We start from the raw sequence: 14,710 nt of genomic DNA on the forward strand, positions 1-14,710 counted from the left end.
CCCGTCACGATGAACATCGAGACCCTGCTCGCCCAAGCCGGCAACCGCCGCGATCCGCTGACCGGCGCGGTGGCTGTGCCGATTCACCTTTCCGCCACCTACTCCCACCCGGCGGCCGGCCAATCGACCGGCTATGACTACTCGCGCATGGCCAATCCGACGCGCACGGTGCTGGAGGAGACCATCGCAAGGCTTGAGGGCGGGGTGCGGGGGTTCGCGTTCGCCTCGGGCATGGCCGCCATACACGCCGTCTGCTCCCTCCTGTCGCCCGGAGACCACGTCATTGCCAGCGACGACTTGTACGGCGGGACATACCGCCTGTTTGAACAGATTCTGCGCCCCCTGGGCATCAGCGTCAGCTACCTGCGCCAAGGCTGTACCGACGCGCTCCGGCCACTGTTCACGGAGCGCACCAAGGCACTGTTTTTGGAGACTCCGACCAACCCGACGATGAAGGTCTACGATATCGCCGGCCTCGCGAAGGTCGCCCGGGCGCACGGCGCCCTGACCGTGGTCGACAACACGTTCATGACCCCCTACTACCAGCGGCCGCTGGAACTTGGCGCGGACATCGTCCTGCATTCGGGCACCAAGTACCTGGGCGGCCACAACGATGTCGTCTGCGGCCTGATTGCTGTCCGCGACGAGACCCTGGCTGAGCGCATCGCCTTTTTCCAGAACGCCATCGGCGCGGTGCTCGGCCCGCACGACAGCTACCTGATGCTGCGCGGCCTGAAAACCCTGGCGCTGCGGATGGAGCGCCACAACCAGAACGCCCGCACAATCGCCGAGTGGCTTGTCCAACACCCTCTGGTCACCCGTGTCTACTACCCCGGACTGCCCGACCACCCCGGGCGCGAGGTGCACGAGCGGCAGGCGAGCGGGTACAGCGGCATGGTCTCGTTTGAGGTGCAGGATGTGCGGCTGGTGGAACCGATTCTCAACCACGTCTCCATCATCACGTTTGCCGAAAGCCTCGGCGGCGTGGAGTCGCTCATCACCTACCCGTCCGTGCAGACGCACCACGACATCCCGCCCGAGAAGCGCGCGGAGATTGGCGTCACGGACACCCTCCTGCGCCTGTCGGTCGGCATCGAACACGTGGGCGACCTGATAACCGATTTGGACCAGGCGTTCGCCCAAGCCCGCCATGCGCTGGAGGCGGTCCAAGCATGACCGATATCCGGCAGGCCCTGACCGAGCGCATCCTCATCCTCGACGGCGCGATGGGGACGATGATTCAACAGCAAAACCTGGACGAGGACGACTTTGGCGGCAAGGAGTACGACGGGTGCAACGAGTACCTGACGCTCACCCGCCCGGACGTCATTCTCTCCATCCACCGCCAGTACCTGGAGGCTGGCGCCGACATCATCGAAACCAACACCTTCGGCGGCACCCCGCTGGTCCTCGGCGAGTACGGGCTGGCCGAGCGGGCGCGCGAGATCAACCGGCGCGCGGCCGAGCTCGCCCGCCAGGCCGCAGACGAGTACAGCTCCCCCGAGCAGCCGCGGTTTGTGGCTGGATCTATGGGCCCGACGACGAAAAGCCTCTCGGTGACGGGCGGGGTCACCTTCGATGAACTGGTCGGACACTACCAAGAGCAGGCGATTGGACTCATTGAGGGCGGCGTCGACGTACTGCTGCTGGAAACTTCCCAAGACTTGCTCAACGTCAAGGCCGCCAGCCTCGGCATTGAGCAGGCCTTTGCCACGACCGGCAAGCGGCTGCCCATCATGGTCTCAGGCACGATTGAGCCGATGGGCACGACGCTGGCCGGCCAGACGATAGACGCCCTGTACCTGGCGGTGGAACACCTGCGCCCTATCTCCGTGGGCCTTAACTGCGCCACCGGCCCGGAATTCATGCGCGATCACGTCCGCGTCCTCGCGGGCCTGGCGACCTGTGGGGTCAGCTGCTACCCGAACGCCGGCCTGCCGGACGAAGACGGCCATTACCACGAAACCCCGGAGAGCTTCGCGAAGAAGGTGGCCGACTTTGTCGAGCAAGGCTGGCTGAACGTGGTCGGCGGCTGCTGCGGCACCACCCCCGAGCACATCCGCGCCATCCGCCAGGTCACGCTGGGCAAGCCGCCACGCCCGTTCGCCAAACGGCACGGGCACGCCGTGTCCGGCCTGGAGGCGGTGTTCTTCGAGGAGGACAACCGGCCCATTATCGTCGGCGAGCGGACAAATGTCATCGGATCACGCAAGTTTCGCCGCTTAATCGCCGACGGCCAGTACGAGGCCGCGGCCGAAATCGCCCGCGCCCAGGTCAAGTCGGGCGCGCAGGTGATTGACATCTGCCTGGCCGATCCAGACCGCGACGAGGCGGCCGATATGGCGGCGTTTTTGCCACACGCGGTGCGCAAGGTGAAGGTGCCGCTGATGATAGACTCCACCGACGCCGAGGTGGTGGAACTGGGGCTGAAGCACTCCCAGGGCAAGGCCATCATCAACTCGACCAACCTCGAGGACGGCGAGCCCCGCCTCGCCCGCTTCGCCGAGCTGGCCCGCCGCTACGGCGCGGCCCTGGTGGTCGGGACCATCGACGAGACGGGCATGGCCGTCTCGCGGGAGCGCAAGCTTGAGATTGCCAAGCGCGAGGTGGACCTGCTCGTGAACAAGTACGGCCTCGCCCCGTCCGACATCATCATCGATCCGCTCACCTTCCCCGTCGGCACAGGTGACGAGAAGTACATCGGGTCGGCCCGGGAGACGGTGGAGGGCATCCGCCTGATTCGCCAGCACCTGCCGGAGTGCCCGACCATCCTCGGCATCAGCAACGTGTCGTTCGGTCTGCCGCCGGCCGGACGCGAGGTGCTCAACTCGGTGTTTCTGTACGAGTGCACCAAGGCGGGGCTCTCTTACGCGATTGTCAACGCGGAGAAGCTGGAGCGCTACGCCTCCATCCCGGACGAGGAGAAACGGTTGGCGGAACGGCTGCTGTTTGAGACCAGCGACGAACTGGTGGCTGAGTTCACCGCCTTCTACCGCGAGAAGAAGGTGGCCGCCAAGGTGGACACAGCCGACCTGCCGCTGGAGGAACGCTTGGCCCGGTACATAGTGGAGGGCAGCAAGGAAGGCCTCATCCCCGACCTGGACGAGGCGCTCGCGAAACACAAGCCGCTGGACATCATCAATGGCCCCTTGATGGACGGGATGAACGAGGTCGGACGGCTGTTCAACAACAACGAGCTGATTGTGGCGGAGGTCCTGCAGAGCGCGGAAGTGATGAAGGCGGCGGTCGCCTACCTGGAGCCGTTCATGGAAAGGGCGGACGCGGCCAACAAGGGCACTGTCCTGTTGGCGACGGTCAAGGGCGACGTGCACGACATCGGCAAAAACCTGGTGGAAATTATCCTCGCCAATAACGGCTTTCGCGTCGTCAACCTGGGCATCAAGGTGCCGCCGGAGCAGCTGATTCAGGCTTACCGCGAGGTTCAGCCGGACATCATCGGGCTGTCCGGCCTGCTCGTCAAGTCGGCGCAACAGATGGTGGTCACCGCCGAGGATTTCCGCCAGGCGGGCATCCAGGCGCCGCTGTTGGTCGGCGGAGCGGCGCTGACCAAGAAGTTCACCTTCACCCGCATCCAGCCCAAGTACGACGGCCCCGTGATCTACGCCAAGGACGCGATGGAGGGGTTGGACTACGCCAACCGGCTGGTGGACGAGCAGGCGCGCCCAGGGCTGTTGGTGGAACTGGAGGCCGTGCGGAGGGAGATGGAGGGGCGCAGCACGGTGGAGGCGGCGCCAGCCGAGGCGGCGGGCCCCCGGGTCTCCCCCGTCCGCCGCGACGCGCCGGTGTTTCTGCCGCCCGACCTTCATCGACACATCCTGCGGGACGTCCCGCTCGCCCATGTGCGCCCGTACCTCAATCTGCAGATGCTGCTCGGCAAGCACCTGGGGTTGCCCGGGAACGTGGAAAAACGCCTGTCCGAAGGGGACGAAAAGGCGCTTGAACTGTTGGCGCTCGTGGACGAATTGGTGAGCCAATGCGGCCGCGACCGACTCCTGCAGCTGCACGCGGTGTACCAGTTCTTCCCGGCGCAGGCGGATGGAGACGCCGTACACGTGTACGATCCGGCCGATCCATCGCAAATCCTGGAAACCTTTGTCTTCCCGCGGCAGGCCAAACCTCCCTATCTGTGCCTGGCTGACTTCCTGCGCCCCAAGGACGCGGGGGTGATGGACTATGTGGCGTTGTTCTCGGTGACCGCCGGCCGCGGAGTGCGGGAGCTGGCCGAGCGCTGGAAAGAGACGGGCGACTACCTGCGCTCGCACGCGCTGCAAGCCCTGGCGCTCGAGCTGGCAGAGGCGTTTGCGGAGCGGCTGCACCAGGTCATCCGAGACCGCTGGGGCTTCCCGGATGCGCCGGAGATGACGATGCGCGAACGGTTTGTCGCCCGCTACCAGGGGATCCGCGTCTCGTTCGGGTACCCGGCCTGTCCCAACCTGGAAGACCAAGTGAAGCTGTTTCGGCTGATTCGCCCCGAGGACATCGGGGTGCAGCTGACCGACGGGTTCATGATGGACCCGGAGGCGAGCGTGTCGGCGATGGTGTTTGCCCATCCGGAGGCCAGGTACTTCAACGCGGAATAGGCCACGGCGCCTCCGGCCGGCTGCGACGCAAAGCGGCCCGCCTAGGCGTCCGCTCCCGGACACCGCCGGAGCCGAAATCATGAAAAACAGACAGGAGATGACGACATGACCCAGGCCGCTGCGACCGATTTCCTCACCGCCCTGCGCGAGCGTCCAGTCATCGGCGACGGCGCGATGGCGACGCTGTTGCACCAGGCGGGCGCGCCCATCCGCGTCTGCGTGGAAGCCCTGTGTCTGACGCACCCAGGCTGGGTGGAACGCGTGCACCGAGCCTACATTGAGGCTGGGGCGAGCGTCATTCAGACCAACACCTTCAGCGGCCACCGGGTGGGTCTGGCCCGGCACGGGCTGACCGACAAAGTGGCGGACATCAACCGAGCGGCGGTACGGATCGCCAAGTCGGCCGCGGCCAGGACCCGCGCCGCCAGGTCCGGGCCGGCCGTTTTCGCCGCTGCAGACGTTTCAAGCGCCTTTGACACCACGGCCGCCGGCGCGGCTGGCGGGTCTGACCGACAGGTGTTTGTGCTGGGAACCATCGGATCGACCGCGGATTTGGGGCACGCGCCGCATGCTTGGCTGGACGCCGGGACGGCTGGCCACCCTCGTGCCTCGCTTGCGGCCGTCTATGAGGAACAGGCCAGCGCCTTGTTGGAGGAAGGCGTGGACGGGATTTTGCTCGAGACCTTCCCCGACCTCGACGAGCTGCTGCTGGCGATTGAGACGGTGCGCAGCCTGACCCCGTTGCCCATCGTGGCCACTCTGTCTCCGGACGCCATCGGCGTCACGCGCGACGGCAAACCGCTTGATCAGGCGTTTTTGGCCATGGAGCAAGCGGGCGCGGACGTGGTCGGGCTGAACTGCCGACTCGGCCTGGCGGGCATTTTGCGCAGCTACGAAGGCTTGCGCCTGCGGCCAGACGGCCTGTACGCGGCGGTCCCGAACGGCGGCATGCTGCACCTGGAGGACGGAGACTACACCTTCACCGGCAGCGCCGGGTACTTCGCCGATATTCTCGTGCAACTGGCGGATTGCGGCGTGCGTTTGCTGGGCGGCTGTTGCGGCACCACGCCCGCGCACATCCGCGCCTTGGCCGAACGGCTGGCCACTTGGCGGCCGGCAGCGCAGACGCCGGCTGCAGCCCCCGATAGCCCGCCGACCGGCGTCACGGCCGCCTCGGGCCAGCCGCAGACGCCGGTTGCCGAAACCGACCGTAGGGTCACCATTGCCCGTACACCGCTCCCAGCCGCAAAAGATGAGACGAGCGCCGGGGTGCGCGTCCCCCTCGATTCCCTGGTCGAGCGGGTGCGGCGGAAGGTGACGGTGATTGTCGAGCTCGATCCGCCGCGCACCCCGTCCGTCCGCCGCTACCTGGAGGGCGCGCGGGCCTTGATCCGGGCGGGAGCGGACGCCATCACCATCGCCGACAACTCGCTCGGCACCGTGCGCGTCAGCAACATGGCCATCGCCAGCCTGCTCAAGGCGGAAGGCATAGAACCGTTGGTGCACGTCACCTGCCGCGACAGGAACCTCATCGGCCAGCAGTCCCACCTGATGGGCCTGCACGTGCTGGGTATCCACCACATCCTCCTCGTGACGGGCGATCCGTCCCGCTTCGGCGACCTTCCCGGCGCCACGTCGGTCTACGACGTCTCGTCCACCGAGCTGACCCGGATGGTGCGGCGGCTCAACCAGGGTGTGGCGTTCTCCGGCCAGCCGCTCAAACACCCGGTGCGCTTCGTCGTGGGGACGTCTTTCAATCCGCACGTGCGCAACTTCGACAAAGCGGTGGAACGGCTGCAGCGCAAGCTGGATGCCGGGGCGGATTTCGTGATGACGCAGCCGGTGTACGACATCCGGCTGTTTGAACGCATCGCCCGCGCGACCGAAGGCTTTGACGCGCCGGTGTTCGTCGGCGTCATGCCGTTGACCAGCGCCCGCAACGCCCAGTTCCTGCACAACGAGGTGCCCGGCATCGACATCCCGGAGTCGGTGCGCGCGCGCATGGCGGCCGCTCCGCCAGACGCCGCCGCCGAAGCGGGACTGGCCATCGCCAGGACGCTCATCGAGGAGGCGCTCAACCACTTTCGCGGCATCTATTTGGTGACTCCGTTCCTGCGCTATGAGCTGACGGTGCAGCTGACCGAATTCATCCGCAGCACTGCCGTCGCCAGGCAGTATGCGTAGGTGGAACGCGGCCATCCTAACAGGGAGACGTCTGTCAGACAGGGCGATGTTTATTCTATAATGATAATGTTGGAAAAGAGGAATGAGCGAGGTGGTGAGCGGATGAACACACTGTCCGAGCAGCAGCTGCGGGCCGTCACCGTGCATCTGGTGGACAGCGTGCATCCGCTCGTCATTTACTTGTTTGGTTCTGCTGCGAAAGAACGACTGCGCCCGGACAGCGATGTGGACTTGGCGTTTCTCCCCGACCAGCCGCTTGACCCCTACGATACCTTTTTACACGCGCAGGAGCTGGCTGATCTACTGAAGCGCGAAGTCGACCTGGTGGATTTGAGCCATGCGAGCACCGTCATGCAGGCAGAAATTGTCGCGTATGGACGGCTTCTGTACGAACGAGACCGAGACCAGCGGTGTGTATACGTGATACGTGCCATGAAAGCCTATGCCATGCTGAATGAAGAACGCCAGTGCGTACTGGACCGCCTCAAGGAAAGGGGAACCGCATTTTGACGGCGGACAACGTCATTCTAAACAAGGTGCAGACCATTCGCCGATGCATCAAGCGAATCCTTGAAGAATACGACGGTAATCGTACTCAACATTTCCATTGTCGAGAGTATTATTGAGCGTCACCTCGATGATTTTCGCACCTATTGCGACCTCATGATGGACCTGGACGCCTAGCGCCCCACCCCGTCCGCTCTCAGCTCGCCTCCATTGTGTCACAGCAACGTTTACACGCCCTGTTGCCGCCGCTCGGCCATGTCCGCCGCGGCCAGGATGGCGACACTGGTCTCAGCCTTGCCAATTTTGGTACAGAGGTGTATGCTGGTTCTAACCAAAGGTAAGTTACTATTTTGATACGAGGGTGAAACTGTGAACAGCTTACAGAAGATTGAACGAGCGACCAACCCGGACGTGATGGGCAAGATGCCGCAGCGCGTGTTCCCCACCCGGCGGTTGCTGTATCCTGACCCTTTCATCCTCTTGGACCACTTTGCCATGACTAAGCCCGATGGGTTTCCGGATCATCCGCACCGCGGGTTTGAAATCATCTCCTACGTGCTTGGCGGCGCCATGGCGCACGAGGACAGTTATGGCCACGCGAGCGTCATCCCGACCGGAGGCGTGCAGACGGTGACGGCCGGGCGCGGCCTGGTGCACTCGGAGATGCCGCACGGAGACGAGACGGCGACCGGGCTGCAACTGTGGATAAACCTGCCGCGGGCGGACAAGCAGATGGAACCATCCTACGCGGAGTTCTCCCCGGCTGATCTGCCTATCACAAGCCGCGACGGCGCCACGGTAACGACCATCGTGGGCCCCGCCTCGCCGGTCCGTGTCCACCGCGATATCCTGTATTACGATGTCCGCCTGGACGCCGGCAAGCGGTACGAGGAAATCCTGCCCGCCGGCCACCAGGGATTCATCTACGTCCTGGAAGGAAGCGGCCGTTTCCAGTTGGTCCCGGCGCAAGGAGACAATCCAACAGCCAGTCTGTCGGGGTCCACAGCCGGGGCGGACGCCGACGCCGAAGTGGCCGGCAAGGGGGACCTGTTCCATATCCCCGGCTTGTCGGGCGAAGCCAGGCTGCTGGTGGCGGCCCAGGACACAGGGGTCCGGTTTGCTTATGCGGCGGGCCCGCCGATTGGCGAACGCCCCATCTACAACGGTCCGTTTGTCGATTGAAAATTGAAAGCTCGCGGCGACACAACCGCGGCATACAACACCAAGCCCAAGGATTGGCTTGGTGTCGTCCGCGGCCGTGGCGGGGACGCGCTCTGAGCGCTGTTCTCTACCGGAACGTGGCGGCCAATTCCGCCAGTTCCTCCCGGGACAGGGCCCAATCGCGTTTGGCGATGGCCTCCTCGGGAAATCCGTACGTGGCATCCTCGAACGATGAGCGCGTGGTGTCCTCGTAAATCAGGCCGACCACCACGTTTTCGCGGCCTGTAACACGGGCCAATGCCGCGGATCGGTCGTGCGGATCGTACGTGTCATCGTCATCCAAGTTAACGAGTTCGTGTTTGTAGAAGTCGTACGTGTTGACCTTGTTGAAAGTCACACAGGGACTGAATACGTTGACGAACGAAAACCCTTTGTGCCAGATGGCCTTTTCTATCAGCTGGGTCAGTTGTTTGATGTTTCCTGAGAACCCCTGGGCGACGAACCCGCACTCCTGGGCCAGCGCCAATTGAATCGGATGGATAGGCGCCTCGACCGTCCCGTAAGGGGATGTTTTCGTATTGAAACCGACATCACTGGTCGGTGACGCTTGGCCGGTCGTCAAGCCGTAGATGTGGTTGTCCATGACCACGTAGGTGATGTCGACGTTGCGCCGCATGGCATGGATGAAGTGGCCCATGCCGATGCCGAATCCGTCGCCGTCTCCACCGGCGGCGATGACCGTCAGGTCTTTGTTTGCAAGTTTCACGGCCTGCGCCACCGGCAGGGAGCGGCCATGCAAGGAGTGGAACCCGTAGCTCCCGAAATGCTGCGAAATTTTCCCCGAGCAGCCGATGCCGGAAACCACCACGATATCGTCTGGATGGATGCCGAGATCCACGGCCGCCTTCTGCAGCGCGTTCAGCACCCCAAAATCTCCGCAGCCGGGACACCAGGTGGCCTTCTCCGTCTTGAAATCCTTCATTGTAATCATGCGTTCAGCACCTCCGCGGGAAACACCTCGTGGGACCTGGATATGATTTCTTTACAAAGGATCGGATCGCCATTGTACTTGAGGCAGGAGGCGAGCTTATCATGATACCCGGCATGCTGACGGATGAGGGAAGCCAGCTGGCCTGTCGAGTTCAGCTCGACAACCAGGGCCCGGTCGACGCCGGCCATAGCTTCGTGCAGGGGTTCCGTTGGGAACGGCCCGACGCGGGAGAAGTGGATGTGCTTCACAATCACCCCTTCGGCTGCGAGTCTTGCGCGTGCCTCCTCCAGCACGCCGTACGTGCTGCCAAACCCGATGAACGCGAACCGCGCGTTCGCATCTCCGTCGACGCTGACACCGCTTTCATGTTTGAAACCAGAGAGCTTGCGGGCCCGCTTGTCAACCTGAACCACACGCGTCTCTAGGTCCTCCACCTCCAGGCCGATGCCGTTGTGCTCGTTGCCGAGCGCCGTATAACGCCCATTGGGCTGGCCAGGCAAGGCGCGAGGCGAGATGCCGTCGGGGACGGACGGATCGTAACGTTGATATTGGAACGGCGAAAGGCCGACCAGGTCTGCATCCGCCACCAGTTTACCGCGGTCAATGCGCACCCGGTCCAGCGGAAAACCGGCGATGGACTGGTACGACATGCCCAAATAGAGATCGCTCAAAACAATGACCGGACACTGGTAGCGTTCGGCAAGGTTGAACGCGTCCGCCACGAACAAGAAGCACTCCTCCACGGTGCGCGGCGTCAGCACAATCCGCTGAATTTCTCCGTGCGTGCCGTACAGGGCCTCGTTCAGATCGCTCTGCTCGGTCTTCGTCGGCAAACCGGTGGATGGGCCGCTGCGCTGCACGTCCACAATGACGACCGGAGTCTCCGACATGCCAGCCAAGCCGAGCGCTTCCATCATCAGCGAGAACCCAGGGCCCGACGTCGAGGTCATCGCCCGCGCGCCGGCAAAGTTGGCGCCGATGGCCATATTGATGGCGGAGATCTCATCCTCCGCCTGCAAGACCACGCCACCGTATTTGGGAAAATACTTGAGCACCCAGTACATGATTTCGGTTGCCGGGGTGATGGGATAGGCCGCCAGCACTCGGCATCCCCCCGCCAGGGCTCCAAACGCCGTCGCCTGGTTGCCGGAGGCGTACAGGTGGTCCGCTCCCGCAGCCAGGACCGGTTTTGCCGGCACCGGGAAATGAACCTGGAAGTGCTCCTGATAATACGCATGGCCGCGCCGCAGCGCCTCCATGTTGCTATCGACCACCTTCTGCCCTTTCCGGCTGAACTTGTCTTCGACAATGGGCCGGAACTCTTCCGGGGAGATTTCGTTGATGGCCGCGGTGACGCCGATGGCGACCATGTTCTTCATTATGGGTCCGCCCGTCTCGCGGGCGATGTCGGTCAGCGGGACGCCGAACAGGTGCACATTCGCCGCAGTGGGTGGAGTGGCCTGAAACGACGATTGGTCGTAGATGACGATGGCCCCATCGACCAGTTCACCCCAGTTGTGGTCCACCGTGGCCTGGTCAAATGCTATCAGGACGTGCGTATCGTCGCCATGGTGGCGTACCATGTCGTCCGCCACTCGAATTTTGTAGTTGGTGTGCCCTCCTTTGATCAGCGACATGAAGTGACGGTACGTGAACACAAAGTATCCCAGCCGATGCATCGCCAATGCGTAGATCTCACCCGTGCTGTCTATTCCCTCGCCCTGTTTGCCGCCGACTTTCCAGCCAATGTCCTTCACGGTGATCCCCCCATCGTAGAGGTCTTCTTCCTAAGTCTATTTTACCACTTTCGAATTGGTCAAATATTGAAGGCAAAAAAATCATGATGATAGAGAGACGTTTGGCCCGCTCTAGCATGATTTTCGGGGAGGCACCGGCGCGGGGCACCGCACCGGCAGCCTGTACACCCGCCTGTCAACCGTTTCGCTTCAACCGTCCCGTGCGCATCGCCCAGCGCTCCGCCACAACGAAGATGCAGAGCCCGACTGGGATGAGCAGCACGCCGATGATCGCCAGCTTCAGGAGGGAAAGCCACAAATCGCCCAAGCCAGCGTCATTGAGCAGGGCCGACCGCGCCATCTCCAACGAGTAGGTAGCCGGCGAGAGCCAGGACAGCCACTGCACCCAATGCGGCAAGACCGTCACCGGATAATAGACTCCTGAGATGAGCAGGATGACCCCCTGGATGATGTGTGTCGCCTGCGCTCCGCGCTCTGTTGACAAGAGCGGCAGCACGGCGGCAATCAGCCCCAGCCCCATGAAGCTTAGACTCGATACCAACAGCACCACCACGGCCGCCCAGAGATTGGCATGGCTGAGGGACAGGTGAAAAAACAACGCCACTGCCACCAGCACCACCAGCGTGCGAGCGATGCCGTAGGTCACCCCGTAGAGGCAAGTGCCTAAAAGATGCGTCAGGCGGCGAATCGGCGCCATAAACGTGTATTCGATGGTTCCCTCCCAGCGCTCATAGCTGATGGAGTTGGCCACTTCGTCAAACAAGATGGACAGGTATCCCCAAAGCAGAGCTCCGATGACCAGGTATAAAATCGTTGTGTTGCGCTGCCCGGCCGGCACTTGGTACCCGATGAGCCCGATGGTCAAAGCGTTGATGACATTGTAAAACAAAAAGACAATTTCCCAAGACAAATACCGCTTCACCAGGCGGAAGTTGCGCTCGACAAAGGCATAGAGGGTGCCCGTCTCACGCGCGATTGCCCCCTCAAGCGAGGTCCTCATCCGCCATCGCCTCCTCCCAATCCTCGCGACCGACAAACGCGAAAAACACGTCTTCAAACGACTCCACGTCCGCTCCCGCCTGCTGTTTGAGCGCCTGCGGCGTGTCCAGCGCCACCAGCCGGCCGGCGTCCAGAATGGCGACGCGGTCACACAGCCGCTCCGCCTCCGCCATATCGTGCGTCGTCAAGATGATGGTGGTTTCGCGCCTGGCCTTGATTTCCTCCACGAAGTCCTGCACGTCGCGGCGCGACTTTGGATCGAGCCCTGTCGTCGGTTCATCGAGCAGCAGGAGCTCGGGCGTGGTCATGAAGGCGCGCGCGATGGCCACCTTCTGCTGCTGTCCGCGCGACATGCTCTCCAGGGTCGCGTTCACCTTCGCCGCCGAAAAGCCAAGGCGCCCGAGGATGTAATGAACCCGCTGCCTCGTCTCCTGGGCGCCGAGGCCATACAGGCGCCCGGTGAACATCAGGTTCTCCAACGCCGACAGTTTCTTGAAGAACGACGCCTCCACCGACACCCGGTTGATGCGGCGGCGAATCTCCCGCGCGTGCTTGGTCACGTCCAGGCCAAACACCTCAATCGTGCCGTCGTCCGGCAGAAGCAGCGTGGAAATCAGCCGTATCAATGTCGACTTGCCCGATCCGTTCGCGCCCAAGATGCCCAGCACCTCGCCCGCCTGGGCGTCCAGAGAGATGCCCGCGACGGCCGTCACCTCCCGTTTGCGGCGGCGCCACAGCCCGCGCCGCACCACGCCCGAGTCGCCCGGCTGGGCGTCCTCGTAGAAGCGCTTGACCACGTGGTCGCAGTGAATGACCGGGCCAGTTTGATGCAACACTCAAATCCCTCCGTTTCGCGGAAACTGAAAGAGAACAATTGAAAAAGCCACGGGCTGTCCCGTGGCTGTCTGCGCAAAAGATTATATGCATGCCCGCCACGGGCGCCTGGCCCGCGGCGCAGGAGACGCTAACTGGCGTCTCGCCGGTGATGGAAAGGCAGTCGCAGGCCGGATATTGGAGTTGTCTGCGTGATGGCGCTGACAGACGCAAAAATCCCCAGGGTAACCCCACCGCCGAGCTGAGCCTCAACGACGTGATTCAGTCCCAGCCATGCATTGCGCCGAATCTGCGACATCACACATCCTCCTTTCCAGCAGCCTTCCATCGTTCTGGTGCTGGTACGTCATCCAAACATCGACTCACCAATGCCCTTATGCTACCAGTGAACGAAAGCAGAGTCAAGAACTTCAGTGACTCTGGCCGTTTCATGCCCGAAGAGATGAGGCTTCAACATCCCCGTGGCACTGCCCTCCTGATTCGTGAGGCCCGGTGACGACTCTACTCCGTCTTTAGGTGGCTCCGCAACCGAGGATACACAGCCAACGCGTTCTTCCAGAATATGTTGTTCCGGTCTTCTTGGGTCAACCATTCGATGCTTTCAATCACCGGTTTCAGGTCGTCCATGTCTTTCCCTGTATGAGGATCCGCCACCGACCCCGTTCCGGGCTTTTCTGTACCGAACAAAACCCGGTCCGAACCGACAACCTTCAGCAACAATTCGATGGAGTCCTTCGAGTAGTTGCACGTGTCGTAATAGAGCTTCCGTACGCTTACCTCAAACGGTTCCGCATCCTTGTCCCGGTACCGCCATGCCTTAAACCTGCCGATTTGATAGGGGATTGCCCCGCCTCCATGGGGCACAATGATCTTCAACGTGGGGAAATCCTCGAATACCCTGGACTCCAAGAGCGAAACGATAGCAATGCTTTCTTCATTGATAAAGTGCAAGGTGTACGATTCGCGAGGCGAACTGCAGCTGGCTGAATGGACGAGAGCGGGCACATCCAACTCCACCAGTTTTTCATATAAGGGATACCAGAATTCGTCCCCCAATCCTGGCGGCGTGGGACCTTCGCCCTCCATTGGATCCGGATTCAACAAGCACCCCACAAACCCAAGCTCATTGACGCACCGTTCCAATTCTTCAATGCAAGCGCTCAAATCCGTATACGGAGACTGCGGCAGCGCCGCGACCCCGACAATCACGTCCGGATGCAGTTTGGCCTGGCGCGCAATGATATCGTTCGTGAACATCGTCCACTCGCGTACGATTTTCTCAGGCTTCAGAGAATGCATCATGTGAAACGGGCGGGGGGAAACCAATTGCACATCGGTTCCCACGCTGCGCAACAAGTCCAATTGTCCCTTCAGGGTCTCTTCCAGCAATTCATCACTGATATTCGGACGCACCATGTGTTGCCTGGGAGCTCCCCGGCTGGCGAGCAGGTGTGCCTGGTATGCGTACACCTCCATGGGAGCGACCACGTGACCATGCGAATCAATGACCATGACTCCCCCTCCGTTCCTCGTCCGGCGTGCCTTCCTTACGCGGTTGGGTGTGGTTCAAGAACACATGCGCAATCCAAATCGGAACCCATTCGCGGAGTCCCCGGCCTGATTCAATGATCATCAACAAAATGATTCACAAAAATGATCTCACCCAGGAACAATGT

At 62.4% G+C, this 14,710-nt stretch carries 11 protein-coding genes; 5 read left to right on the plus strand and 6 right to left on the minus strand.

Features of this window, described 5'->3' with window-relative positions; genetic code table 11:
• Positions 1–9: 9 nt before the first annotated feature.
• The 5 genes from AK2_RS10010 (at position 10) to AK2_RS10030 (ending at position 8,474) form a co-directional block, all read left to right on the plus strand.
• Positions 10–1,176 carry a trans-sulfuration enzyme family protein gene (locus tag AK2_RS10010; RefSeq protein WP_067933885.1) on the plus strand — a complete coding sequence of 389 codons (1,167 nt, stop codon included), beginning with the start codon at positions 10–12 and terminating at the stop codon, positions 1,174–1,176.
• Positions 1,173–4,601 carry a methionine synthase gene (gene metH, locus AK2_RS10015; RefSeq protein ID WP_067933887.1) on the plus strand — a complete coding sequence of 1,143 codons (3,429 nt, stop codon included), beginning with the start codon at positions 1,173–1,175 and terminating at the stop codon, positions 4,599–4,601. Before AK2_RS10010 ends, metH begins: the two co-directional genes overlap by 4 nt.
• A 105-nt stretch (positions 4,602–4,706) precedes the next feature.
• The gene (locus AK2_RS10020; RefSeq protein ID WP_067933889.1) at positions 4,707–6,785 is read left to right on the plus strand and encodes a bifunctional homocysteine S-methyltransferase/methylenetetrahydrofolate reductase; all 2,079 of its coding nucleotides are present in this window, start codon (positions 4,707–4,709) and stop codon (positions 6,783–6,785) included.
• A 102-nt stretch (positions 6,786–6,887) separates the two neighbouring features.
• Complete coding sequence (gene mntA, locus AK2_RS10025; protein WP_067933891.1) at positions 6,888–7,295, plus strand: type VII toxin-antitoxin system MntA family adenylyltransferase antitoxin; 408 nt, start codon at positions 6,888–6,890, stop codon at positions 7,293–7,295.
• Between the two features lie 366 nt (positions 7,296–7,661).
• Positions 7,662–8,474, plus strand: a complete 813-nt coding sequence (locus tag AK2_RS10030; protein WP_067933894.1) for a pirin family protein — start codon at positions 7,662–7,664, stop codon at positions 8,472–8,474.
• Positions 8,475–8,580: 106 nt separating this feature from the next.
• On the opposite strand, the gene AK2_RS10035 is transcribed toward AK2_RS10030, so the two are convergent.
• The 6 genes from AK2_RS10035 to AK2_RS10055 all read right to left on the minus strand — a co-directional run bounded on the left by AK2_RS10035 (position 8,581) and on the right by AK2_RS10055 (position 14,546).
• Positions 8,581–9,444, minus strand: coding sequence for a 2-oxoacid:ferredoxin oxidoreductase subunit beta (locus AK2_RS10035; protein ID WP_067933897.1), 864 nt, complete (start codon positions 9,442–9,444; stop codon positions 8,581–8,583).
• Positions 9,441–11,201: a 2-oxoacid:acceptor oxidoreductase subunit alpha gene (locus AK2_RS10040; RefSeq protein WP_067933900.1), complete on the minus strand. Its 1,761-nt coding sequence runs from the start codon at positions 11,199–11,201 to the stop codon at positions 9,441–9,443. Before AK2_RS10040 ends, AK2_RS10035 begins: the two co-directional genes overlap by 4 nt.
• A gap of 175 nt (positions 11,202–11,376) precedes the next feature.
• Positions 11,377–12,201: an ABC transporter permease gene (locus tag AK2_RS10045; protein ID WP_067933903.1), complete on the minus strand. Its 825-nt coding sequence runs from the start codon at positions 12,199–12,201 to the stop codon at positions 11,377–11,379.
• Positions 12,185–13,036: an ABC transporter ATP-binding protein gene (locus AK2_RS10050; RefSeq protein ID WP_217994686.1), complete on the minus strand. Its 852-nt coding sequence runs from the start codon at positions 13,034–13,036 to the stop codon at positions 12,185–12,187. Before AK2_RS10050 ends, AK2_RS10045 begins: the two co-directional genes overlap by 17 nt.
• 128 nt (positions 13,037–13,164) lie before the next feature.
• A complete protein-coding gene (locus tag AK2_RS16890) occupies positions 13,165–13,332 on the minus strand; it encodes a hypothetical protein (RefSeq protein WP_157076300.1) in 168 nt (55 codons plus the stop codon).
• Positions 13,333–13,535: 203 nt separating this feature from the next.
• Positions 13,536–14,546: an amidohydrolase family protein gene (locus AK2_RS10055; protein ID WP_067933905.1), complete on the minus strand. Its 1,011-nt coding sequence runs from the start codon at positions 14,544–14,546 to the stop codon at positions 13,536–13,538.
• Positions 14,547–14,710: the final 164 nt, after the last annotated feature.

The organism is Alicyclobacillus kakegawensis NBRC 103104 (assembly GCF_001552655.1).
Lineage (GTDB): Bacteria > Bacillota > Bacilli > Alicyclobacillales > Alicyclobacillaceae > Alicyclobacillus_G > Alicyclobacillus_G kakegawensis.